Origin of the sequence: Massilia sp. YIM B02769 (assembly GCF_030411995.1) — a bacterium.
Classification (GTDB): Bacteria; Pseudomonadota; Gammaproteobacteria; order Burkholderiales; family Burkholderiaceae_D; genus Telluria.
This window is the reverse complement of record NZ_JASNRC010000002.1, coordinates 238,974-260,918: the sequence shown is the minus strand read 5'-3', so window position 1 is coordinate 260,918 and position 21,945 is coordinate 238,974. Positions and strand designations below refer to the sequence as shown.

The following is a 21,945-nucleotide window of genomic DNA, read 5'->3' as shown; positions in this document are numbered from 1 at the left end:
CAGCAAGAGGAAACCACCATGTCCGACAATCTCAACCAGTCCCTGGGCGCCGCCGAGCGCAAGCAGGAAACCGTGATCGACCTGCGTCCCACCCTGTTCATCGGTATCGGCGGTACCGGCATGGAAGTGCTGATGCGGGTGCGCCGCCGCATCCTGAACACCCTCTGGGGCAGCGCCAACAACCGCGTGCGGGTGGACAGCCTGGCCGACTTCCCGGTCGCCCAGTTCATCCAGTTCGACCTCGACAGCGGCGCCATCATCGACAGCGGCCGCTCGCAGGCCGACGACCTGCAGTTCGACCAGGTCAAGTTCACCGACGAGGAGAAGGTGGTCGAGTCCTTCGACATGGAGCGCTACAGCCGCGACGAGGACGCGCTGGAAAAATACCCGCACGTGAAGGAATGGCTGCCGCTGACGCCGAAGCGCATCCGCGAGCTGGGCATCGATCCGAGCAAGGGCGCGGGCCAGATCCGCGCCGTCTCGCGCCTGTACTTCTTCGACAAGTACCCGAAGGTGCGCGACAAGATCCGCCAGAAGCTGAAGGTGCTGAAGGCCGGCCTGTCGCACGAGCGCCAGCTGTCGCAGCTGGGCCTGCGCATGGAAACCGGGCGCTTCCGCGTGGTGGTGGTCGGCTCGGTGGCCGGCGGCACCGGCTCCGGCGCCTTCCTCGACATGGGCCTGCTGGCGCGCGCGCTGGCGCGCACCGAGGTGACCCAGGCCGACGTCGAACTGATGCTGTTCCTGCCGACCGGCTATGCCGGCGCCAACAAGGACCGCACCGAAGCCAACGGCTACGCCGCGCTGATGGAACTCGAATCGGCGATGAAGGGCAACACCGGCTATGTCGGCCGCTGGGACGCCTACGACCGCCACGAGCTGCCGCGCGAGCCCTACAGCGAGGTCTACCTGGTCGACTCGGGCAACCTGGCCCAGCAGAATACCAAGGACATCAAGGACATCTACCACATGGTGGCCGATACCCTGTTCGAGGACTTCGCCTCCGGCGACTTCGCGCGCAACAAGCGCTCGGTGGCCGTGAACCAGGCCCAGCACAAGAACTTCCCGCACGACGCCCTGGTGCCGAAGCACCGCTTCGCCGACATGCGCCTGACCTATTCGAAGCGCTTCTCGGCCTTTGGCCAGTCGCTGCTCGACACGCGCCAGGAAGCGCGGCGCGACGCCCGCGCCCACCACTGGGCCGGCGCCATGCTGAAGGCCTTCTTCGGCGTCGGCAGCTCGGACGTCGGCGCCAACCGCGCCACCGACAAGCACCGCGACGACTTCATGGCCACCCACATGGGCCTGCGCGCGCTGCCTTTCGGCGACTTCCCGGTGTTCTCGGACAAGAACATCGAACTCAAGCGTAGCAGCGGCGAATTCAACGACTACCTGGTGGTCGACAACCTGCTGCAGGACCGCCACGGCCTGCTGGTGGCCGGCATCGAGCAGCGCGTCAACAACCGCGTCGACGCCATCCGCAGCGGCTTCGACCGCCGCGAATGGCCGGCCCAGGTGCGCGAGGCGATGCGCGAACTCGAGCGCGACGCCGTGCGCGACCAGGACTCGACCGCCGACACCACCGAGGACCGCGTCTCGAAGCGCCGCCGCGAGGAATTCGAAACCATCAAGGCCACGGTGCGCGAGCAGCTTTACGCCTACCTCGACAACAAGGAACACGGCGGCCTGGAATACGTGCTGTCGCTGGTCGAGCAGATCAAGGACCGCCTGGAAGCGGCCGGCGCCGGCATCGTCGCCGCGCTGGGCGTGAACGCCGAGCGCTACCGCGAGATCAAGGAAGCGGTGCGTACCCGCGAATTCGAACGCCTGCTGAACAACCTCGAGCAGACCAAGGGCGGCTTCTTCGGCAGCGGCGAGAAGCAGGCCGCGCTGGTGCTGGACCACCTGCGCATTGAGATGGCGAACGCGCTCAAGTTCCACCTGCGCGCCAAGGCGGCCGACGAGGCCGCGCTGCTGATGGGCGAGATCTCGCAGTGGCTGGGCCGCAAGACCGGCGTCGACGCCCAGGGGCGTGCGACCTGGAACGGCCTGGTCGGCGAATTCCAGGAAGGCCGCGAAGGCGTGCTGGCCATGCTGGGCGAGCTGCAGCAGCTGAACGCCATCCTGCAGACCGAACTCGGCAAGGACTACGCGACCCTGATCACGGTGCCGGTGGCCGACCAGCAGGTGGCGCTGCCGAACGCGCTGCAACTGCGCGACTGGGCCGACGAAGCCTTCAAGGACATCGGCGGCTCGAAGACCCTGTTCCCGATGCTGTCGGAAGCCGACTCGCGCCGCGAGATCCTCGCCAAGGTCAAGCGCATGGCCGAGCGCCAGCTGCTGCTGGTGGCGGCGGGCGACGACGGCGCCGATGCCGACCCGCTGGCCGAGGCCCTCGAGCAGATGAGTTCGACCGAGCGCCAGGAGCGCTTCCGCAAGCTGCTGGCCTGCGCCATGCCCTGGATCGACGCCCACATGGGCGACTTCGCGGTCAAGGGCGACCAGTTCAAGTGCTTCGTCGGCGTCGCCAACGCCGACGAATTCGCGCGCCGCTTCGGCCACGAGCTCGACAAGGCGGTGCCGGCCCATGCCGGCATCACCCCGGCCCAGCTGAAGATCGTCGAGACCGGCATCCCGGGCCGCGCGGTCTGCTATTGCGAGCTGTCGGGCGTGCCGATGACGGTGCTGCGCGGGATGGACGGCTGGCGCACCAGCTACCGCAAGGAAGAAGAGCGCAGCCCGACCCACACCCACATCGATTCGACCCAGTTCAGCCACCCGATGGCGCCGAGCACCGAGGAGATCAACCGCCTGGCGGACGACTTCAAGAGCTTCCTGCTGGCGGTCATGCTCGGCGTGCTGACGCGCTCGCCGCAGCGCCTGGTGCCGAACGGCCAGTACCAGTTCACGGTGGCGCGCGGCGACATCCGCCGCATCGGCAACGAGCGCGCGATCCGCCAGAACGGCCTGCCGCAGGCCTACCGCGACGCCATCGTGGCGCGTGTGCAGGACGCGCTGGCGAACCTGGACGGCGTGCAGATCGCGGCGCTCGGCGCGCTGTGCGGCTACTACGAGAAGGAAGTCTACGCGCCGAAGCTGGTGGCCACCGCCAGCGGCACCGAACTGCCGCGCCAGGGCTTCGCCAGCGCGATCGCCGCGGAAGCCAAGCTGGACCTGGGCGACCGCGCCAGGCGCAAGGGCGTCAGCGCCGAGGACATCGCCCGCATGGGCGACCGCCTGCTCGACAGCCTGGCGGACTGGACCACCGCGGTGCCGGAATCCGATGCCGACGCCTACGAGTGGGAAGTGCGCGAGCCTGGCGCCGACGGCAAGCCGCGCCTGAAGATGGTGGTGCAGCCGGCGATGCTGGAAGCGGGCCGCCTCGACGCCCTGGCCGGCGCCGCCGCTCCGATCGTGGTGCCGCAGGTGCAGGCGCAGGTGCAGCCGGCCTGGGTCCAGCCGACCCTGGCCGCGACGACCGGCGTTCCGCCGCTGGCCCCGGCCCCGGGCCTGATGCCGCCGCCGTTGGTCGAGCACCAGTACCACATCGGCGTCAACGGCCAGCAGTATGGCCCCTACGGCATGCAGCAGCTCGGCCAGATGCTGCAGAGCGCGCAGATCGCCGCCGCCGGCACCAAGGTCTGGCGCCAGGGCCTGCCGGGCTGGGTCGAGCTGACCCAGCTGGCCGAACTGGCGCCGCTGCTGGCGCCGGCCGCGCCGTCGATGCCGCCGCCACTGGCCTGATCACGGGGAAACGTCTTGGACAACTGCGTCACTTGCCGAGCCTCCCTGTTCAGTACGGTGCATTTCTGCCCGTACTGCGGCGAGGATCTTCGCCCCGGCGGGGCAGGCGAAGCCGCGCCGGCGCCGGACAGGACGCCGGCGCCCGCACCGGCGCCCGCACCGGCTCCGGCGCAACCCGCGCCGGCTCCTGCTCCTGCGCCGCCGCAACCCGCGCCGGCTCCTGCTCCTGCGCCAACGCCGGTTCCCATCCCGGTGCCGGCGCCGGAACCGGTTGCGGAACCGGCTGCGCCAACGCCTGCCGCGCCGGCGGCAAGCGTTGAAGCCGCGCCGTTTGCACCGGCCACGCCGGCAATCAGGGAGGAGGAGCAGCCGCCGAAGAACCGCAAGGCCCTGATCATCGCCGTCGTGCTGCTGTGCCTGGCGGCCGCGATGTTCATGCGCAAGCCGGCGCAGACCGAGGCGGCCGCCTGCGCCCAGGTCTACGAAGCGGGCAAGCGTGCGCTGGCCGGGGGCGACGAAGCGGCTGCGCGCACGCAGCTCGAGCGTGCCGGCGCCGCCTGTGGCACCGACAGCGCCGAAGCGCGCGATCTCGGCGCCCGCATCGAGGCCGTATCGAAGGAGGCACACGCTGCCGCCGCCTGCGACACGCAGCTGGCCGGCATCGGCGAGCGCCTCGACGAGAACGACCTGGCCGCCGCGCGCAAGGGGCTCGATGGCCTCGACCGCGACTGCGCGGCCGGCGCCGGCGTCAAGCCGCTGAAATCACGCCTGGCGCGCCAGTCCAGGACGGCCAGCGAAGCAAGCGAACGCGCCGGCCAGCTGCTCGGCCAGGAAGACGGCGCCGGCGCCAGCCAGGCCATCGACCGCCTGGAGCAGGCCGACCGCTCGCATCCGGACCTCGCACGCCTGCGCGCCGAGGTCCAGCGCCTGGGCGAGCGCGCCAGTGCGGTCGAGCTGCCCGCAGCCCCGGACCTGCCCGACGAACCCGCGCCGGCGCCGGCAAGCGCGCCGCGTGCGCGCAGCGCCGTGCCGGCGCCGGCCCAGCCGGCGATGCCGTCGGCGCCGTCCGTGCATGTGCAGGCGGCGCAGATGCAGGCCCAGATGGAAGCGCAGATGGCGCAGGGCTTCCTGCGCGACGCCGAGCGCGCGCTGGCGCGCGGCCAGTTCGACGCGGCCCGTACCTATATCGACAGCGCGCGCCGTGTCGATCCGAACAACAAGCAGGCCGACGCGCTGGCGCAAACCGTGCGCGAGCGCGAACGCCAGGTCCTGCAAAACGAAACCACGATCCGATAAGCCAGCGGACGACTGAAGGAGCATGTGCATGAAGAAGCAAATCAACCGACTCGTTGCCGGCGCACTGATCGCCATGCTGGCCGCCGGCTGCGCCACCCAGCCGGGCCAGCCGAACCAGCAGTATGCGGGCAACGCCCCGGCGAACAGCGCCAACGCCAATGACGACCCGTGCAGCGTCGGCGGCAGCGCGCTGGCCGGCGCCGCCGTTGGCGCCCTGCTGGGCGCCCTGGTCGACGGCAAGCGCGGCGCCGTGCGCGGTGCGGCCCTGGGCGGCGTGACCGGCGCGGCCGGCTGCGTCGCCATCAATGCGCGCTCGCGCCAGACCAAGAGCGCGGCCCAGGCCGACCAGGAATACCTGCGCGCCCGCGGCCGCATGCCGCGCGAGCCGGAAGTGGTGGCCTACACCCCGGTCCTGAACAGTGCGGTGGTCAAGCGCGGCCAGCCCTTCGTGGTCAGCTCGACCGTCGAGCTGGTCAACGGCAGCACGCGCCGGGTCGAGGAAGTGCGCGAGGAAATCGTCGTGCTCGATCCGAGCGGGGCGCCGTTCAAGCAGGGCTCGAAAGCCGTCGCCAGCACGAATCGCAGCAGCGGCCGCTTCGAGAACTCGTTCGAACTGACCCTGCCGCAGGGTGTGTCCCAGGGCATGTATGGCCTGAAGACCAACCTGTACGTCAACGGCCGCCTGGCCGCCAGCCGCGACCTGCGCACCCAGCTGGTCTGGAATGGCGTCGAGGGCCGCCTGGTCGCGATGCGCTGAGCGGCATGGCCAGGACCATCCGCTGCGACAACGCGGAGTGCGAAGTAGCGCTGCCGCGGCTGGCGCTCGCCTTTTGCCCGTTCTGCGGCAGCGCGCAGACGCGCCGCGCCGAAGCGGCCGAGGCCGCCGAAGCCAGCGCCCAGGCGCCCGCCGTCACGGTCGCCACCGGCACGCCGGCATTATCGGCAGCGGGCGCCAGCGCGCAGCCGGTGCCGGCCGCCGCCATGCATCCCGGCGCCGACACCGACGCCGCGCGCGCCTTCGAGGCGCACCTGGCCGCCGAGCTTGGCGACGCGTATTGCAGCGCCGGCCAGTTTCAGGCCCTGGTTGCGTATGCGGGACGGCAGTGGAATATTCCGCGCGCGCGTGCCGAGACCTTGCTGGCGATGTGGCTGGAGCAGCACCACGCCGTCAACGAAAAGCAGCTGCTCGCCGAGCTCGACGGCTTGCTGCATGCCTTTACCCACGACGACCGCAAGCTCGACAAGAAGGAAAGGCAGGACGCCCTGCAAAGCATCTGCACCCCGCGCCCGGGCTATGCGCGCGGCCTGGACAGCGTGGAAGCCGAGCGCTACCTGATCGAGTTTTGCCGCATCAACAGCGTGCGCGTACGCGTCGGCCTGTTCAAATGGCAAGTGCCCTGAATAACTAACATAACAAGGAAAGCGAACACATGAACGGAAACGACCAGGAGTGGCTGCAGAACCGGATCGCGGCAGCCGTTGCCGATGACTACTATCTCGACCGCGGGGAAGAGCAGCGCATCAAGGAAGAAAGCGCGGCGCGCGGCATCGCCACGCGCGATTGCGAGCTGGTCCTGCGCGAGGGGCTGGAAGCGCACGCGGCGGTGTCCGAGCGCCTCCTGATTGCCGAACTCGACCGCCTGCTGCACCAGTTCACCGACCGCGACAAGAAGCTCGACCCGAAGGAAGAGCGCGATGCGCTGGGCAAGGTCGTGACCAAGGCGCCGGGCAAGAAAGCCGGGCTCGATCCACGCGTGGCCGAGGAATACGTCGCCACCTTCTGCAAGGCGAACGGCGCCACGCGCTCGACCGACAGGCCGGCATGGCTGGTACCGGCGGCGGTGGCGGCCGGCGTGGCGGTGCTGGCGCTCGGCGCGCTGCTCATGCGCAAGGACAACGCGCCCGCGCCACAAGCGGCCGCGCAGGCGGAGCCGGCCATCCACCAGGTGGCGGCGGGCGTGCGCCTGAACGATGCCGACAAGGCCGAGATCGACGACCAGCTGCGCCGTGCCCAGCAGTATGTGGAAGCGGCGCAATACACCGATCCGCCGGAAAAATCGGCCAAGGCCTGCCTTGACCAGATCAAGCAGATCGATCCGGAAGGCGCCTATCGCGGCGCCGAAGTCAAGGCGCTCTCGAGCCGGATCGTGACGCATTACCTGGCCCTGGCCGACGGTAGCGCTGCCGCGAAGGACATGCAGGGCGCGGAAAAATGGCTGGCGCGCGCACGCCTGCTGCGCAGCGACCGCGAACTGATCCTCGAGAAAGAGCGCGCCCTGGGCCTGGCCCGCGCGGAACACTGAGAACGGCCGGGGGCAAGATGCCCTTGGCTTTTCGGCTGCGCGCCCGCACAATGCATGACACAAGTATTCGGAGCTGACATGCAACGCAGACCTTTCCTGCTCGCCGCCCTGGTAGCAGCGAGTATCCTCCCCGCCGTCGCGGGCGCCGCCGGAGCCGCACCAGTGAACGTCAAGCACACCATCGATATCGAATCGAACAATGGCCACGTGCTGGTGCACCTGACGGTGTTCAACTACGGCAGGCAAACGATCTGGATCCCGCGCGAGATCGCGGAAGGGAAGGAGTTGACGGGGCGCCGCTTCGACGTGCGCGCCTTCGACAACCGGCCGCTCGACTACACGGGCAAGATGGTGAAACGGGCAGCCCTGACGGCCGCCGACTACCAGGCCGTCGAACCCGGCAAGACCCTGAAGAGCACGATCGACATCACGCCCTCCTACGCCTTCAAGGGGGGCCGGCACACCTACAACATCGGCTACGCCGGCCCCTTCCTTGCCGACGTGAGCAAGCCGGACCAGCTGGCGGAAAGCCCCGCCAAGCCGACCACCTTCGCCCACACCGGCAAATAGCAAATAAAAAGCCGGCCCCATGTGGCGCCGGCTCCGTCACATCGGCCGTCCGATCAATTCAGCGCCGGGGTGTTTTCCGAGAAGTACTCGTGCGAGTCGGCATTGTCGACCGCCAGGTTCGGATTGCTGATCGCCAGGCTGGCCGCGCCGCTCTGGCCATACACGTGGTCGTCGGTGCCGGCAACCGCATTGAAGTGGCTCATCTCGTGCACCAGGGTGCCGCCTTTCGAATCCGTGCCCGTCAGCGGCGCCGACCAGAAGGCGTTGCAGACGTAGATGCGGTAAGGCTGGGTCGGGTACACGTAGGCGTAGGCGCTGTCGTTGCAGTTGCAGTCGACGATCACGTTCTTGGTGTCGAAGGCGTTCTTGATCGCGGCGTAGTGCGACTTGACCGTGTTCTGGCGCGTCGAGGTCACGGTGCCGAACCATTTCTTGTAGCGCGTGCCCATCACCCCATTCGTCATGTAGGTGTTCGAGTTGTTGGCCATGGTCTTGGCCGCCGAGATCGCCGAGGTGATCGTGCTTTGCTGCGAGGCGCTGCACGAGCTGAAGCTCAGGGCCGCCGCCTGCACCTCGCCGCCGTTCAGTTTCAGGGCCTGCATGATCGGCGAGGCCGAGCCGCGCGGCAGGCGGCCTTCGATGTAGAGCGAGGCGGCGTCGGATTCCAGCACGTCGGCAGCGACGGCAGGGCCGCCGGCCGCGGTCACTTCGCCGAGACGGCCCTTGTTACCTAGGAACAGGTCCGGCGAAGTGGCGCGGTAGCGCACCGAGTAATCGCCGCTGACGCTCATGTCGTACAGCGACGACAGCTCCACCTTCACCGTGTGCGAGGCGCCCGGTTTCAGCAGGTAGTAGTCGGCCTGGGTCGGCGCCTTGCGCTTGACCAGGGCGCCGGTGTAGGGCACCGCCGCGCCGTCGCGCTGCACCTCGAACAGCGGCGCGCTCGTGCCGGCGAAGGGCGTGCGCCACTTCAGCACGTACTGCGGGCTATCCGAGGTGTTCGTCATCGTGACATTCACGACCACGTTGTCGCTCGCGCCAAGCATGTTCTTCTCGGGCGTGACCGCGACCTTCACGCCGTTCGACCCTGCCTGGGCACCCATGGCGACGCCCAGTGCTGCCATACCGACTACTGCCTTCCAGATGCTGTTCCTGCTCATGTGTCTTCTCCGTATGTAAGTTTGTGTTGGCCCAACAGCGGCCTTGTTATTGACGAGTTTTCGCCGAAAGCTTGATCACAATCTAACGAAAACTCACATACATACTGATCAATTCATGAGCTGCTAGCAATTCAAATCGGATAGTGCGCACCTTTCTTTGCGAAAAAATAACAAATAACAATTATTGCAACAAAAGTGTGGCTTTTCACTGACCGCCGTGCTAGGTCGTCTTTACATCACGGCAAGGTCGGATTGTTCTCGCCGAAGTACTCGTGCGAGTCGGCATTGTTGATCGCACGCTCGGGCGAAGTCCGCGCCAGGTCGGCCGCGCCGCTCTGGCCGTACACGTGGTCGTCGGTTCCCGCCACCACATTGAAGTGGCTCATTTCGTGCAGCAAGGTGCCGCCCATCGAATCGGTGCCGGTCAGCGGCGCGGTCCAGAACGCCCGGCACACGTAGATGTTGTAGGGCTGGGCCGGGTAGACATAGGCAAAGTAGGGCTCGTTGCAGCCGCAGTCGACCTTCACAGGCCTGGTCTCGAAGGCATCCTTGATGGCGGTGAAATTGCTTGTGACCGTCGCCACGCGCGTGGCCTCGTGCGGGCCGAACCAGTTGACGTAGCGCTGGCCCTGCTGCTTACGGCTGGTGAGGTAGTCCAGTCCGTCGGCCGCCATCGCGGTGCCGGCGGCAAAGGCGTTGGCGATCGACGTCTGCTGGGCGTTCGAGCACGAACTGAAGGTAAGGCCGGCGCCCGCCGCTGGCGTGGCGGACAGCTGCGGCAGCGCGGCGCCGCGCGGCAGGCGGCCCTCGATCCAGATCGCGGCCGGATTCGAGGCGAGGTCGCCGACCACGAGCTGGGTACCGGCGCCGAGCTTGGCGCTCGGCGCCGCGTGACTCGTCAGGTAGCGCACCGAATAGGCGCCGGTGATCCCCATCTCGTACAGGCTGGACAGTTCGACCCGGGCGCTGCGCGCCTCGCCCGGCGCCAGCACGATGTAGTCCGCATCAAGCGGCGCGGCCCGCTTCACATGGCGGCCGAGGTAGCGCACCGGCTGGCCGTCGCGCGTGATGTGGAACAGCGCGTGCTCGGGCGGCACGAAGGGCGTGCGCCATTTCAGCAGGCGCTGCGGCGTCGATCCGGTGTTGGTCAGCGTGACCGTGACGTTGACATCGTCGCCCTTGCCGATGGCATTCTGCTCGGGCGTGACGGTGACGGCGATGTTCGGATTGGCATGGGCGGGCAGAGCGGCCAGCAGCAGGGCGCAGGCGGCGGGCAGGGCAGAAAACAGGGCAGGATGGCGCATGGATTCCTCCGTCAAAAGATAGACCAAGGAACACTGTGTGCCTGTTATTCCGTCGAGAACTTGCGTAAAGGCAAGGTTACGTAGGGTGGGTTCTCGAACCCACCATTCACCGTGCTGGCAAGGTTCCCAGTTACGTAGGGTGGGTTCTCGAACCCACCATGCACCATACCGGCAACGTTCCCAGCCCCCAGCCCGTGGATATTGGTGAGACTCCTATAACAAAGCCAGCGCTATACTCATCTGGCAACTCTTCCGTCTCTCAACGCCTGCCGTGACAAGGAAACCGTTTTGAAGATCAGTTATTCGTTCAAGCTTCCCACGGCCGCGCAGCCGGTCGCGCCACGCCCGGCCGAACAAAGCTTCGAGTACGCCTACAACGAGTTTTACCTGCAGCTTCCCGCGGACTGGCGCCAGATCCCGACGCCGCAGGAGAATACCTTCCATTACTATTCCGAGGCGTTGAAGGCCGCCATCATCGTCAGCATCGATTTCTATTCCATTCCCGACGAAAAGCTGGCGATGGTGGGCGAACGCTGCCTCGGCAGCCGCCAGGAAGCGATCGAGCAGCTGGCGCCAGGCCAGGTCGCGCTGCTTCATCGCAGCATCAAGCCGCATTCGGGCGGCAGCGGACTGGAACTGCACATGGGCGCCGAGGTGCCGGGCAAGAACATCCACCTCTACCTCGGCTATGTCACCTCGAGGAAGATCTTCAACCTGACCATCGTGTGCGAACCCGACCGTCCTGCCGCCGAAGCCCTGTTCAATGCGGTGTTGGCCAACCTCGGCGTCAAGCTGCCTTGAACCTGCAGCCTTGTCCGTTCGCTACAAACTGAGCGACCCATGACCGTGTTCGGATGGATCGTCCTGTGCCTTGTCCTGGCGCTGCTGTATGCGCTCATCCTGGGAACGAAGCGCTTCTTCGGTCTCGTGTACCGCAAGGCGGGCATGGTGCCCGTGCTGCGGCTGGCGGGTGCGATGCTTGCCTCGCCTGTGCTCGCCTGGAACCGGTATGCGCGCCAGCGGACCCGGCCTGCCGACCGGCCCGGACGTGTGCGTCTATGACGCGTGCTCCGACGTGCCGGCGGCTGTGCAGGAGCGCGTCAACCGGGCGCTCGTTACGCCAGGCGCTTACTTCGCGCATGGACGTCCGGGTGCGACGATCGTGGTCAGTCCGGCGCAGCGGCTGGTCATCGTGCATTATCAGAAGTAGGCCGGCTTTTCGGACGCGGGCATGCCGGCCAGCGCTACTGGACAGTCTGCTCGCTCGCCATGTACCGGATACGCGCATTGTCCGACCAGCTTTTCTCGCCCAGTCGCGGCAGCTTGTCCTGTGATTTGGCAAAGGTCAGTGTGCGCTCGCCATCCTCGATCGTGATCGTGTCGTAGCGGCCAGCCGGCGCATTCATGCTCGTCACTTCCATTTCGCCGCACAGGTCCGCGAACAGGCCCACGGTGCCGAGCAACAGCCGGAACTTCAGGCTTTCCTTCTTTGCCATGGCCACTTGCGCCGCGCAGGCCAGGCGCAGGTCGCCCATGCGCACGACATTGGCCGGCAGCCCGGGGGAGCGCACCTGCACGTTCGGATGCAGGTAGCTGCCCTTCGGGAAGTCCTTGTTGGCCACCACCATCGCGTCGCCGTCATCCACGGTGTCGTGACCGGGCAGGGCGAAGCTGGCGGGCGCGGCCATGGCAAGGAGCAGACGCTTGTCTCCGGAGACGATCTCGACCAGGTTGCCTTCCTGCGCCGGATCGGCCCTGGGCAGCCGGAAGCTCAGCTGTGCGCCGGGCGCCTGGGCGGCGGCGTGCTGCTCGAACGTGGCCCGCGCCGTCTGCAGCAGCGCGTAACGCCAGGCCATGGGCTGGCCCAGCGCGGTTCCGTTGACGTGGACGACCTGCGGCCCGCTGCCGGCCGGCTCGGCGGCCTGCACGTTGCCGGCGAGTGCGACGGCGGCCAGGAGAAAACGTAGTGCCATGGGAAGGAGCCTGTTATCCGAAAACCCAAGCATAACAAGCTGCCCCGGCCCCGATCTTGCCTGAGCGACAGACTGTCAAAATCACGGATCAGACGGCACAAAGCGCGCAGAAACAACAACGGCCGCATCAGCGGCCGTCATCGCATTCAGAAAACCGGAAACTCACACCGACAGGAAGCGCCGCGCCGCGCCGGCGCCGAAGGTTTGCCCCTTGGCGCCATACAGGGTCGACTCGGCGGCGCCGGTCGGGGTGCGCAGCGCCTGCAACACGGTCTGGTTATGCGCCAGCTGGCGGTTGATCAGCAGGCCGTTCACCCGGTTCAGTTCCTTTGCCTCGGCGGTCGAGGCCAGCAGGGCCGACCAGCCGCCGCGGGTCTCGGCATCGGCGTGCGATACGACCCAGGCTTCCATGCCGGCTTCCGAGGCGTCGAACCCCATCCCCCCCAGGGTCGCATGGCGCTGGCGCGACAGCTGCGCCAGTTCCTGCACCAGTGCGGCCTTGTGCGGGACGAGTTCGGCCAGGGCGTCCGCGTCCGCCGCCATCAGCAATTGCTGTTCCTGCTTCATCATGTCAACCAGCGCGGCGATGCGCTCGTGTTCGGCGGGGAGGGTGGCGTGCGGACGGGTCATGGGTCTCTATCGGTTGCGTGAGTGGAGCAGGTCGCGCACGGTATCCAAGAGACCGTCCGCGATCCTTTCTGAATTTACCTGGAACTGCCCATCGGCAATTGCCATCTTGATACGTTCAACTTTCTTGGCATCGAACACTTCGTTCGCCTTGCCGGTACCGCTCGTTGCCTGGGCTTGCGACGACAGGCGTACGCTGTCGGTCTGGGCCGGGGCGGCGGTGGCGGCAGCTTTTTCCGCCTGTTTTGCGTTGGCTGCCGTGGTTTGCGTTTGTTGCTGAAGGCCTTGCGTGCCTTTGAGGGTGTCGTTGATTTTCACAGCCTATCCTTTCGGTTCGGAGCAGGAACTCCGGGATCTGCACTGTGTAACGGCTAGCTACCCACAAACTTTAGCAATCGAGGCCATTCTCTTGAGGTTTTTTTACAATGTCACTTCCACCACGCCGCCAGCCCTTGCCGTACCGCTGACAATCGCCCCGCGCGGGGTGCGGACCTGCACGACTTGCCCTTCGCCGGCATTGCCGATGGCCTTGCCTTCGCCGGTCACCGAGAAGTTCTCGCCGTACGAGACGATGCGCACGGCCTGGTTCTGCTGCACCACCGGTTTGCTCTTCAGGGAGTCGAGGCGCAGCGGCGCCCCGGCCGGCAGCGATACGACCGGCGTGCGGCCGATGGCCTGGCCCATGTCGGTGATGATCCCGTTCGGCATGGCGGCGATGTCGCCTTGCATGGTTGTCAACTGGCTGGCATCGATGGCCTGGCCCTGGGCCAGCGGCACCGCGGCGGTGACGTAGTCGGCCAGCACGCTCACCTGGGCCTGCAGGAACACATTCCACACCGGCGCCGTGCAGCGCACGCCGACCGTGGTCTTGCCCCAGGGGCGGGCGCCCGGCTGCTGGAAAGCTTCCGGCGCCGGACAGGCGGCCAGCGACAAACGCGGGTCGACCGCGCCGATCTTGACCGTCACCTTGCCGGGCAGGCCGGCGCTTTGTGCCTGCAGATATTGCTCGGCCACCTTGCGCAGGGCGGCGCCGTCCTGGCGCGCTGGAGCGCTTTGGGCAAAGGCAGGGGGCGCGGCCAACAAGACAGCAGCGGTAAACAGTAGCGAGTTCTTGAACATGGCATCCAACCTGATTCGGAATGACGCCATCTTAGGCGGCTAGATGCCACAGCGAAACTTTGAATAAACCCGGTTTGCCCGCCCTTATCCATCGATTGGCTGTTGTTGCCCGTACGTATCATTCAGCCTGTCCCAACAAGTTATCGGCCCGGAGGCGGCATGATCGGCAAAATCGACAATTACCTACGCTTCAACGAAACAGCGCTGTCCCTGCGGGCCCAGCGCCAGGAACTGATCGCGTCCAACATCGCCAACGCCGACACCCCGAACTTCAAGGCGCGCGACATCGACTTCGCCAGCGCCATGCAGGGCGCGCTGGCGAAAGGAAGTGGGAGCAGCAACGGCCTGGCGGCCACGAACAACGCCCACATGCAGGGCGCGGCGGACGGCAAGACCCTGCCAGACGGCACCCCAGTGCTGTACCGCGGCGTGCTGCAGGGCGCGGTCGACGGCAACACGGTCGACATGGACGTCGAGCGCAACCAGTTTGCCGACAACGCGCTGCGCTACGAAGCCGGCATTACCATGATCAACCACCAGATCCGCGGCCTGCTGGCGGCGATCCAGAACGGGCAATAATCATGTCGCTCTTTAATGTCTTCAATATCTCGGGCTCGGCCATGAGCGCCCAGGCCCAGCGCCTGAACACGGTGGCCAGCAACCTGGCCAATGCCGACTCCGCCACCTCCGCCAGCGGCGAAGCCTACCGCGCCAAGCAGGTCGTGTTCGAAGCGGTGCCGATGAACAGCGGCGCCACCGGCGTCAAGGTGCGCGAAGTGGTGGAAGACCCGTCGCCCCTGAAACAGGTCTACGACCCGAAGAACCCGCTGGCCGACGAAAAGGGTTACGTGTCGATGCCGAACGTGAACCCGGTGGACGAAATGGTCAACATGCTGTCGGCCTCGCGTTCCTACCAGAACAACGTCGAAACCATGAACGCCGCGAAAAGCATGCTGCTGAAAACCCTGACCCTCGGTCAATAACCTGAGCCAACCATTCCATGTCCACCGTAACCAACACGACCTCCGGCACCTCGATCAACGACCTGATGTCGACCATGAACACGAAGAAGACCGCGACCGACAGCGTCCAGGCCGACACCGACAAGTTCATGACCCTGCTGGTGACCCAGCTGAAGAACCAGGATCCGCTGAATCCGCTCGACAACGCCCAGGTGACCAGCCAGCTGGCCCAGCTGCAGACCGTGACCGGCGTGAACAAGCTGAACGAGACCCTGGAAACGCTGAAGTCGAGCTACCAGTCGAGCGAAGCGCTGTCGGCGACCAACCTGATCGGCCATGGCGTGCTGATCGAGGGCAACAACATCAGCCTGACCGGCGGCAAGTCGGTGTTCGGCGTCGACCTCGCCACCGCGGCCGACAACGTGAAAGTCATCGTCAGCGATCCGAAGAACGGCAAGGACGTTGCCACCATCGACCTCGGCGCCATGGAAGCGGGTTCGACCCCGCTGGCCTGGGACGGCAGCTCGGATGCGGTCGATGCCGCCACCCTGGCCGACGGCGGCTACACCTTCCGCGTCGAGGCATCGCGCGGCGGCCAGCCGCTCACCGACGTCAAGGGCCTGTCGCTCGACAGCGTCGCCAGCGTCAGCACGAATTCCAAAGACGGGGTGAAGATCAACCTCGCAGGCAAGGGCGCCATCACCCTGGCCGACATCAAACAAGTACTCTGAGCCCAGCCGCTCAACTTTTATCTTATCTGGAGAACTAAATGTCTTTTCAACAAGGTCTGAGCGGCTTGAACGGCGCTGCCAAATCCCTCGACGTCATCGGTAACAACATCGCCAACGCCAGCACCGTCGGCTTCAAGGGTTCGACCGCGCAGTTCGCGGACGTGTATGCCAGCTCGCTGAACGGCGCCGGCGGCATGACCGCGGGTATCGGTACCAAGGTATCGCAGATTGCCCAGCAGTTCACCCAAGGCAATATCGAATCCTCGAACAACTCGCTCGACGTGGCCATCAACGGCCAGGGCTTCTTCCGTACCGTGTCCTCGGGCATGGTGCAGTACACCCGCAACGGCCAGTTCTCGCTCGACAAGGACGGCTTCATGACCAACGCGCAAGGCGCCAAGCTGACCGGCTACGGCGTCGGCGCCACCGGCCAGATCCTGGCCGGCGCCCCGAACCCGCTGCAGATCAATGCCTCCGACATCAAGCCGGTGTCGACCACCAAGGTGGGCGTGGAAATGAACCTCGACTCGCGCGCCGTGGCGCCGACCGTCACCCCGTTCGACGCGTCCGACCCGAACACCTACAACAAGCAGACCCCGGTCGACGTCTACGACACCCTGGGCAATGCCCACGTGCTGTCGACCTTCTACGTGAAGAACGGCTCGGGCACCTGGGACGTGTACGCCGCCAACGACGGTACCGAAGTGACCAACCTGAAGGTGGCGCAGGCCGCCCAGGGCACGGGCGCCGACTTCGCCGCCGTGAATGCCGCCCGCGACGCCTGGACCGCCGCCACCAAGGCGATTCCACCGGTGCCGGCCGACATCGCCGCCGCCCTGCAGAACTACGCCACCGAAGCGTCGAAGATGGTCGCCGCCGCCGCCGGCACCGCCGGCGCCAGCACCGACATCCAGGCCTCGATCGCCACCGCCGGCGCCGACGCCGCGCGCATCGCCGGTTACTCGCCCGACCAGATCGACAAGGCCATCGCCGGCGCCGTGAAAGTGCCGGCAGTGCCGATCGGCACCCTGCGCTTCGACGAAAACGGTGCGCTGAACGCCGTGAACACCACGGGTGGCGGCAAGATGAACGTGACCCTGCCGATCTTCCCGTCGACCGGTTCCGAGCCGACCCAGACCATGGAACTGGCCTTTACCGGCAGCACCCAGTACGGCACCGCCACCAGCGACAAGAAGCTGACCCAGGACGGCTACGCCGCCGGCCACCTGCAGCGCTTCTCGATCGGCGACGACGGCATCATCCTCGGCCAGTACAGCAACGGCCAGAGTAAACCCTTGGGCCAGGTGGTGCTGGCGAACTTCGCCAACTCGAACGGCCTGGAACCGCTCGGCAACAACGCCTGGGCCGAATCGGCCAAGTCGGGCACGCCGCTGATCGGCACCCCGGATTCCGGCAGCTTCGGCGTGCTGCAGTCGTCGGCGGTGGAAACCTCGAACGTCGACCTGACCGCCGAGCTGGTCAACATGATCACGGCGCAGCGCGTGTACCAGGCGAATGCGCAGACCATCAAGACGCAGGATTCGGTGTTGCAGACCCTGGTGAACCTGCGTTAATTGATGTAATCGACGCCGCGTGAGTTTCACGCGGTGAGTGGTGGGTACGAGTACCCACCCTACGTAGGGTGGGTTCTCGAACCCACCACAACGAACCGATGCACACCCCGGCACCACAACGAACCGATGCACACCCCGGCACCACAACGAATCGATGCACACCCCGGCACGATAAAGAAGGAAGATACATGGACCGCTTGATCTACACCGTCGCCTCCGGCGCCAAACACGTCCTCGAGCAGCAGGCCACGACCTCGAACAACCTGGCGAACCTGAACACGACCGGTTTCCGCGCCCAGCTCGACACCTTCCGCGCCGTGCCGGTGCAAAGCGAGGGCTTGCCGACCCGCGCCTTTGTCGTCAATAACACCGTCGGCGCCGACTTCACCGGCGGCCCGCTGCAGATGACCGGCCGCGACCTCGACGTCGCCGTCAAGGGCCCGGGCTGGATCGCGGTGCAGAACGCCGACGGCACGGAAGCCTATACCCGCAACGGCGCCCTGCAGATGAGCCCGAACGGCGTGCTGACCACCTCCAGCGGCCAGACCATCATGGGCGAGGGCGGCCCGATCACGATCCCGCCCGACGTCACCGTGACGGTCGGCGGCGACGGCACCATCTCCACCATCTCGAATGCCGAGCGCCCGGCCGCGCCGGTCATCCTCGGCCGCCTGAAGCTGGTGAACCCGGACCAGAACAACCTGACCCGCGGCGACGATGGCCTGTTCCGCCTGAAGGACGGCAGCAATGCCCCGGCCGACCCGAGCGTACGCGTGGCCGGCGGCGCTTTAGAGGGTAGCAACGTGAATGCGGTCGATGCCATGGTGTCCATGATCGGCCTGGCAAGGTCCTTCGAAACGCAAATGAGCCTGATGAAGAACGCCGAGAATAACGCCGCGAAAGCCAGCCAGATCCTCGCTTTGAACTAAGTGTTTCTCCAGCATAATTCTATTGTGCGTGGGGCGTTGTTGCCACCAGCGCCGCCGCCAATAGGAGAAACCCATGATTCGTTCGCTGTACATCGCCAAGACCGGTCTCGAGGCGCAGCAAACCAACCTCGACGTCATCACCAATAACCTCGCCAACGTCAGCACCAACGGTTTCAAGAAGTCGCGTGCGGTGTTCGAGGACCTGCTGTACCAGACCCAGCGCCAGCCCGGCGCCCAATCCTCGCAGCAAACCAACCTGCCGTCCGGCCTGCAGCTCGGTACCGGTGTGCGCGCCGTCTCGACCGAGCGCATCTTCACCCAGGGTAACCCGCAGGAAACCGGCAACGCGAAAGACGTCATGATCAACGGCACCGGCTTCTTCCCGGTGCTGCTGCCCGACGGCACCCAGGCCTATACCCGCGACGGCTCGTTCCAGACCGACTCGAACGGTACCCTGGTCACCTCCAGCGGCTACCCGCTGCAGCCGCCGATTACCGTGCCGGCGAATGCCGAAACCATCACCGTCGGCCGCGACGGCACCGTGTCGGTGAAGACCGCCGGTTCGACCGCCACCACCCAGATCGGCAACCTGCAACTGATGACCTTCATCAACCCGGCCGGCCTGGAATCGAAGGGCGAGAACCTGTACCTGGAAACCACCGCCTCGGGCAACCCGAATGCGAACACCCCGGGCACCAACGGCGCCGGCGTGATCATGCAGGGTTACGTGGAAACCTCGAACGTCAACGTGGTCGAGGAAATGGTCAACATGATTCAAACCCAGCGGGCCTACGAGATCAACAGCAAGGCGATCACGACGTCCGACCAGATGCTGCAAAAACTGTCCCAGCTCTAATTCGTACACGTCTGATCTTACTTCTGAAATCCATGAAAAAGCTCGCTTTCATCGCTACTGTCGCTGCGGTCCTGGCCGGCTGCGGCACCACCCCGACCTCGATCGTGCAGGAAACGCGCAGCGCGCGTCCGGCCCTGGCCGAAGTCGCGCCGCCGACCGACGGCGCGATCTACAACGCCGCGCGCTACCGCCCGATGTTCGAAGACCGCCGCGCACGCCAGATCGGCGATCTGTTGACCATCAACATTGTCGAAAAGACCTCGGCCAACAAGGCCGGTACCAGCTCGGGCAACAAGTCGGGCAGCGCCAGCTTCGGCCTGCCGGGCGTGATCCAGTCGAAGCTGGGCGCCAACGTGGCGGCCGAAGGCAGCACCAAGTTCTCGGACGGCGACAACCAGAGCGCCAGCAACGCCTTTACCGGCACCATCGGCGTGACCGTCACCGAAGTGCTGTCGAACGGCAACCTGATCGTGGCCGGCGAAAAGCAGGTGGCGATGAACAAGGGCATCGAGTTCATCCGCTTCTCGGGCATGGTCAGCCCCGACACCATCCAGAACGGCAACGTGGTGTCGTCGACCGTGGTGGCCGATGCGCGTGTGGAATACCGCACCAGCAGCCAGCTCGACCGTGCCGAGATGAACTCGATGATGTCGCGCTTCTTCCAGTCGTTGCTGCCTTTCTGATTCCGGAGTGATCATGCGTTTCAATTTCCCGCTGCTGGCGCTGTGCGCCGCTCTCACCGCCGCTGCGCCGCTGGCCCAGGCCGAGCGCCTGAAGGACATGACCAGTATCGCCGGCGTGCGCCAGAACCAGCTGTCGGGCTATGGCCTGGTGGTGGGACTGGACGGCACCGGCGACCAGACCAGCCAGACCCCGTTCACCGTGCAGTCGATCATCGCCATGCTGCAGCAGAAGGGCGTGAACCTGCCGCCGACCGGCCAGCTGCAACTCAAGAACGTCGCGGCCGTGATGGTCACGACCTCGCTGCCGGCCTTCGCCCAGCCGGGCCAGAACATCGACATCACCGTGTCGTCGATCGGTAACGCGAAAAGCCTGCGCGGCGGCACGCTGCTGATGACCCCGCTGCACGGCGCCGATGGCCAGGTCTACGCCATGGCCCAGGGTAACGTGCTGGTCGGCGGCGTTGGCGCATCAAGCGGCGGCGGCGGTGCGCAAGTCCAGGTGAACCACCTGTCGGTCGGCAAGATCTCGGCCGGCGCCACCGTCGAGCGCGCCGTCGCCTCGAACCTGGGCGAAAACAACCAGATCCGCCTGGAGCTGAACAACACCGACTTCGCCACCGCCAGCCGCGTGGTCGAGGCCGTGAACAACCAGTTCGGCGCCGGTACCGCCACCGCCCTCGACGGCCGCGTGATCCGCGTGCGCACCCCGGCCTCGTCGGATGCCCGCGTCAGCTTCATTGGCCTGCTGGAAAACATCGACGTCAAGCCGGCCGCCGCTGCCGCGAAAGTGATCCTGAACGCGCGCACCGGTTCGGTGGTGATGAACCAGGCCGTCACGCTCGACACCTGCGCGATTTCGCACGGCAATCTGTCGGTGACGATCGGCGCCGATACGAACGTGAGCCAGCCGGCGCCGGGTTCGCGCGGCCAGACCGCGGTGACCACCACGCCGTCGGTGGAAATCAAGAAGGACCCGGGCAAGGTGCTGCTGGTGAAAGGCGGCGCGTCGCTGGCGGAAGTCGTGAAGGCCATGAATTCGATCGGCGCTTCGCCGCAAGACCTGCTGGCGATCCTGCAGGCCCTGAAAGCGGCAGGCTCGCTGCGCGCCGAACTCGAGATCATCTAAGGACGCACCATGATCGGTAACAGCCCATCCACGAACGACCTGAGCAACAAGTTTGCGCTCGACGCGCAAAGCCTCGGCTCGCTCAAGCAATCGGCCAAGGCCGGTTCGCCCGAGGCCCTGAAGGGCGCGGCGACCCAGTTCGAAGCCATGTTCATCAACCAGATGATGAAGAGCATGCGCGACGCCACGCCGCAGGATGGACTGACCGACAACCAGCAGACCAAGATGTTCACCTCGATGCTCGACCAGCAGCTGAGCCAGAACCTGGCCAAGCGCGGCATGGGCCTGGCCGACGTGCTGACCCGCCAGCTGTCGGTGCAGACCGACGCCAAGGCGCTGGCCATCGGCAGCGAGTCCTCGACCGCCGTCGGCCGCGACGGCGTGGCCGCCGCGCTCGAGATTCCGCTCAAGCCAAAAGCCGGCCCGCTGAAGGAAGGCCTGGACGCCGGCCTGCAGACCCAGGGCATCAGCGCCAGCGGCCGTACCCAGGCGCCGCACGTGCAGGCCTTCCAGGAAAAGCTGGGCGCCCACGCGGCCGCCGCCGAACAGGTGACCGGCGTGCCGGCCAAGTTCATGCTGGGCCAGGCCGCGCTGGAAACCGGCTGGGGCAAGCGCATGATCCGGAATGCCGACGGCAGCAACAGCAACAATTTGTTCGGCATCAAGGCCGGCCCCGGCTGGAAAGGCAAGGTTGCCACCGCCGTCACCACCGAATACGTGAACGGTGTCGCCCACCGCCGCGTGGAGAAGTTCCGCGCCTACGATACGCCGGCCGATTCGTTCAAGGATTACGCCCGCATGTTGGCGAACAATCCACGTTACGAAAAGGTCATCAACAGCAACGGCGATGCGGCGGCGTTTGCCCACGGCCTGCAGCGCGCCGGTTACGCGACCGACCCGAACTACGGCCACAAGCTGTCGAAGATCATCAAGAACTCGTTGGCATAAAGACAGGCATCAGATTCGTCAAAAAGGCGCTCAAGTTTTGACG

23 protein-coding genes are annotated in these 21,945 nt (G+C 66.2%); 17 read left to right on the top strand and 6 right to left on the bottom strand.

Annotated elements, in window-relative coordinates:
* Positions 1 to 18: 18 nt before the first annotated feature.
* From QPK31_RS03925 to QPK31_RS03900, 6 genes are all read left to right on the top strand, one after another.
* Entirely contained in the window at positions 19 to 3,741 is a 3,723-nt protein-coding gene (locus QPK31_RS03925) for a tubulin-like doman-containing protein (RefSeq protein WP_290421642.1), read from the top strand.
* A gap of 57 nt (positions 3,742 to 3,798) precedes the next feature.
* Complete coding sequence (locus tag QPK31_RS03920; RefSeq protein WP_290421641.1) at positions 3,799 to 5,037, top strand: hypothetical protein; 1,239 nt, start codon at positions 3,799 to 3,801, stop codon at positions 5,035 to 5,037.
* Between the two features lie 28 nt (positions 5,038 to 5,065).
* On the top strand, positions 5,066 to 5,794 hold the full coding sequence (locus QPK31_RS03915) for a hypothetical protein (protein WP_290421640.1): 729 nt from the start codon (positions 5,066 to 5,068) through the stop codon (positions 5,792 to 5,794).
* Positions 5,795 to 5,799: 5 nt separating this feature from the next.
* A complete protein-coding gene (locus QPK31_RS03910; RefSeq protein ID WP_290421639.1) occupies positions 5,800 to 6,438 on the top strand; it encodes a hypothetical protein in 639 nt (212 codons plus the stop codon).
* A 29-nt stretch (positions 6,439 to 6,467) separates the two neighbouring features.
* Complete coding sequence (locus tag QPK31_RS03905) at positions 6,468 to 7,340, top strand: hypothetical protein (RefSeq protein WP_290421638.1); 873 nt, start codon at positions 6,468 to 6,470, stop codon at positions 7,338 to 7,340.
* 78 nt (positions 7,341 to 7,418) lie between these two features.
* Positions 7,419 to 7,910: a hypothetical protein gene (locus QPK31_RS03900; protein ID WP_290421637.1), complete on the top strand. Its 492-nt coding sequence runs from the start codon at positions 7,419 to 7,421 to the stop codon at positions 7,908 to 7,910.
* Positions 7,911 to 7,963: 53 nt separating this feature from the next.
* Here QPK31_RS03900 and QPK31_RS03895 read toward each other — a convergent pair whose 3' ends face one another.
* Together QPK31_RS03895 and QPK31_RS03890 are read right to left on the bottom strand one after the other, a co-directional pair.
* The gene (locus tag QPK31_RS03895) at positions 7,964 to 9,070 is read right to left on the bottom strand and encodes a M35 family metallo-endopeptidase (protein WP_290421636.1); all 1,107 of its coding nucleotides are present in this window, start codon (positions 9,068 to 9,070) and stop codon (positions 7,964 to 7,966) included.
* A 236-nt stretch (positions 9,071 to 9,306) separates the two neighbouring features.
* Complete coding sequence (locus tag QPK31_RS03890) at positions 9,307 to 10,374, bottom strand: M35 family metallo-endopeptidase (protein ID WP_290421635.1); 1,068 nt, start codon at positions 10,372 to 10,374, stop codon at positions 9,307 to 9,309.
* Positions 10,375 to 10,662: 288 nt separating this feature from the next.
* Here QPK31_RS03890 and QPK31_RS03885 point away from each other — a divergent pair, with 288 nt between their 5' ends.
* Entirely contained in the window at positions 10,663 to 11,175 is a 513-nt protein-coding gene (locus tag QPK31_RS03885) for a hypothetical protein (protein ID WP_290421634.1), read from the top strand.
* A 39-nt stretch (positions 11,176 to 11,214) separates the two neighbouring features.
* Positions 11,215 to 11,436: a hypothetical protein gene (locus tag QPK31_RS03880; RefSeq protein ID WP_290421633.1), complete on the top strand. Its 222-nt coding sequence runs from the start codon at positions 11,215 to 11,217 to the stop codon at positions 11,434 to 11,436.
* Between the two features lie 182 nt (positions 11,437 to 11,618).
* On the opposite strand, the gene QPK31_RS03875 is transcribed toward QPK31_RS03880, so the two are convergent.
* The 4 genes from QPK31_RS03875 to flgA all read right to left on the bottom strand — a co-directional run bounded on the left by QPK31_RS03875 (position 11,619) and on the right by flgA (position 14,093).
* Positions 11,619 to 12,347, bottom strand: coding sequence for a hypothetical protein (locus QPK31_RS03875; protein WP_290421632.1), 729 nt, complete (start codon positions 12,345 to 12,347; stop codon positions 11,619 to 11,621).
* A gap of 162 nt (positions 12,348 to 12,509) precedes the next feature.
* Entirely contained in the window at positions 12,510 to 12,977 is a 468-nt protein-coding gene (locus QPK31_RS03870) for a flagella synthesis protein FlgN (protein ID WP_290421631.1), read from the bottom strand.
* A gap of 6 nt (positions 12,978 to 12,983) precedes the next feature.
* Entirely contained in the window at positions 12,984 to 13,292 is a 309-nt protein-coding gene (gene flgM / locus QPK31_RS03865) for a flagellar biosynthesis anti-sigma factor FlgM (protein ID WP_290421630.1), read from the bottom strand.
* A gap of 102 nt (positions 13,293 to 13,394) precedes the next feature.
* Positions 13,395 to 14,093: a flagellar basal body P-ring formation chaperone FlgA gene (flgA, locus tag QPK31_RS03860; RefSeq protein WP_290421629.1), complete on the bottom strand. Its 699-nt coding sequence runs from the start codon at positions 14,091 to 14,093 to the stop codon at positions 13,395 to 13,397.
* A 159-nt stretch (positions 14,094 to 14,252) separates the two neighbouring features.
* Between flgA and flgB the strand changes: the two genes are divergently transcribed.
* The 9 genes from flgB (at position 14,253) to flgJ (ending at position 21,902) form a co-directional block, all read left to right on the top strand.
* The gene (flgB, locus tag QPK31_RS03855; RefSeq protein ID WP_290421628.1) at positions 14,253 to 14,672 is read left to right on the top strand and encodes a flagellar basal body rod protein FlgB; all 420 of its coding nucleotides are present in this window, start codon (positions 14,253 to 14,255) and stop codon (positions 14,670 to 14,672) included.
* Positions 14,673 to 14,674: 2 nt separating this feature from the next.
* Positions 14,675 to 15,076, top strand: coding sequence for a flagellar basal body rod protein FlgC (gene flgC / locus QPK31_RS03850; RefSeq protein WP_290421627.1), 402 nt, complete (start codon positions 14,675 to 14,677; stop codon positions 15,074 to 15,076).
* 17 nt (positions 15,077 to 15,093) lie between these two features.
* Positions 15,094 to 15,786, top strand: a complete 693-nt coding sequence (locus QPK31_RS03845) for a flagellar hook assembly protein FlgD (protein ID WP_290421626.1) — start codon at positions 15,094 to 15,096, stop codon at positions 15,784 to 15,786.
* A gap of 38 nt (positions 15,787 to 15,824) precedes the next feature.
* Positions 15,825 to 17,360, top strand: coding sequence for a flagellar hook protein FlgE (locus QPK31_RS03840; RefSeq protein WP_290421625.1), 1,536 nt, complete (start codon positions 15,825 to 15,827; stop codon positions 17,358 to 17,360).
* Positions 17,361 to 17,548: 188 nt separating this feature from the next.
* Positions 17,549 to 18,289, top strand: a complete 741-nt coding sequence (gene flgF / locus QPK31_RS03835; RefSeq protein ID WP_290421624.1) for a flagellar basal-body rod protein FlgF — start codon at positions 17,549 to 17,551, stop codon at positions 18,287 to 18,289.
* 73 nt (positions 18,290 to 18,362) lie between these two features.
* Positions 18,363 to 19,145: a flagellar basal-body rod protein FlgG gene (gene flgG / locus QPK31_RS03830; RefSeq protein WP_290421623.1), complete on the top strand. Its 783-nt coding sequence runs from the start codon at positions 18,363 to 18,365 to the stop codon at positions 19,143 to 19,145.
* 32 nt (positions 19,146 to 19,177) lie between these two features.
* Positions 19,178 to 19,828, top strand: coding sequence for a flagellar basal body L-ring protein FlgH (locus QPK31_RS03825; RefSeq protein WP_290421622.1), 651 nt, complete (start codon positions 19,178 to 19,180; stop codon positions 19,826 to 19,828).
* A 13-nt stretch (positions 19,829 to 19,841) separates the two neighbouring features.
* Positions 19,842 to 20,954, top strand: coding sequence for a flagellar basal body P-ring protein FlgI (locus tag QPK31_RS03820; RefSeq protein WP_290421621.1), 1,113 nt, complete (start codon positions 19,842 to 19,844; stop codon positions 20,952 to 20,954).
* 9 nt (positions 20,955 to 20,963) lie between these two features.
* A complete protein-coding gene (gene flgJ, locus QPK31_RS03815; protein ID WP_290421620.1) occupies positions 20,964 to 21,902 on the top strand; it encodes a flagellar assembly peptidoglycan hydrolase FlgJ in 939 nt (312 codons plus the stop codon).
* The last annotated feature ends 43 nt before the right edge of the window (positions 21,903 to 21,945 follow it).

Bases quoted from the DNA above. Each gene is read 5' to 3' on its own strand.
- QPK31_RS03870 (WP_290421631.1), bottom strand. From the start codon at position 12,977: ATGACCCGTCCGCACGCCACCCTCCCCGCCGAACACGAGCGCATCGCC.
- QPK31_RS03825 (WP_290421622.1), top strand. From the start codon at position 19,178: ATGAAAAAGCTCGCTTTCATCGCTACTGTCGCTGCGGTCCTGGCCGGC.
- QPK31_RS03905 (WP_290421638.1), top strand. From the start codon at position 6,468: ATGAACGGAAACGACCAGGAGTGGCTGCAGAACCGGATCGCGGCAGCC.
- QPK31_RS03910 (WP_290421639.1), top strand. From the start codon at position 5,800: ATGGCCAGGACCATCCGCTGCGACAACGCGGAGTGCGAAGTAGCGCTG.
- flgB (WP_290421628.1), top strand. From the start codon at position 14,253: ATGATCGGCAAAATCGACAATTACCTACGCTTCAACGAAACAGCGCTG.
- QPK31_RS03840 (WP_290421625.1), top strand. From the start codon at position 15,825: ATGTCTTTTCAACAAGGTCTGAGCGGCTTGAACGGCGCTGCCAAATCC.
- flgF (WP_290421624.1), top strand. From the start codon at position 17,549: ATGGACCGCTTGATCTACACCGTCGCCTCCGGCGCCAAACACGTCCTC.
- QPK31_RS03820 (WP_290421621.1), top strand. From the start codon at position 19,842: ATGCGTTTCAATTTCCCGCTGCTGGCGCTGTGCGCCGCTCTCACCGCC.
- QPK31_RS03895 (WP_290421636.1), bottom strand. From the start codon at position 9,070: ATGAGCAGGAACAGCATCTGGAAGGCAGTAGTCGGTATGGCAGCACTG.
- QPK31_RS03925 (WP_290421642.1), top strand. From the start codon at position 19: ATGTCCGACAATCTCAACCAGTCCCTGGGCGCCGCCGAGCGCAAGCAG.
- QPK31_RS03880 (WP_290421633.1), top strand. From the start codon at position 11,215: ATGACCGTGTTCGGATGGATCGTCCTGTGCCTTGTCCTGGCGCTGCTG.
- flgJ (WP_290421620.1), top strand. From the start codon at position 20,964: ATGATCGGTAACAGCCCATCCACGAACGACCTGAGCAACAAGTTTGCG.
- QPK31_RS03890 (WP_290421635.1), bottom strand. From the start codon at position 10,374: ATGCGCCATCCTGCCCTGTTTTCTGCCCTGCCCGCCGCCTGCGCCCTG.
- QPK31_RS03915 (WP_290421640.1), top strand. From the start codon at position 5,066: ATGAAGAAGCAAATCAACCGACTCGTTGCCGGCGCACTGATCGCCATG.
- QPK31_RS03900 (WP_290421637.1), top strand. From the start codon at position 7,419: ATGCAACGCAGACCTTTCCTGCTCGCCGCCCTGGTAGCAGCGAGTATC.
- QPK31_RS03845 (WP_290421626.1), top strand. From the start codon at position 15,094: ATGTCCACCGTAACCAACACGACCTCCGGCACCTCGATCAACGACCTG.
- flgC (WP_290421627.1), top strand. From the start codon at position 14,675: ATGTCGCTCTTTAATGTCTTCAATATCTCGGGCTCGGCCATGAGCGCC.
- flgG (WP_290421623.1), top strand. From the start codon at position 18,363: ATGATTCGTTCGCTGTACATCGCCAAGACCGGTCTCGAGGCGCAGCAA.
- QPK31_RS03875 (WP_290421632.1), bottom strand. From the start codon at position 12,347: ATGGCACTACGTTTTCTCCTGGCCGCCGTCGCACTCGCCGGCAACGTG.
- flgA (WP_290421629.1), bottom strand. From the start codon at position 14,093: ATGTTCAAGAACTCGCTACTGTTTACCGCTGCTGTCTTGTTGGCCGCG.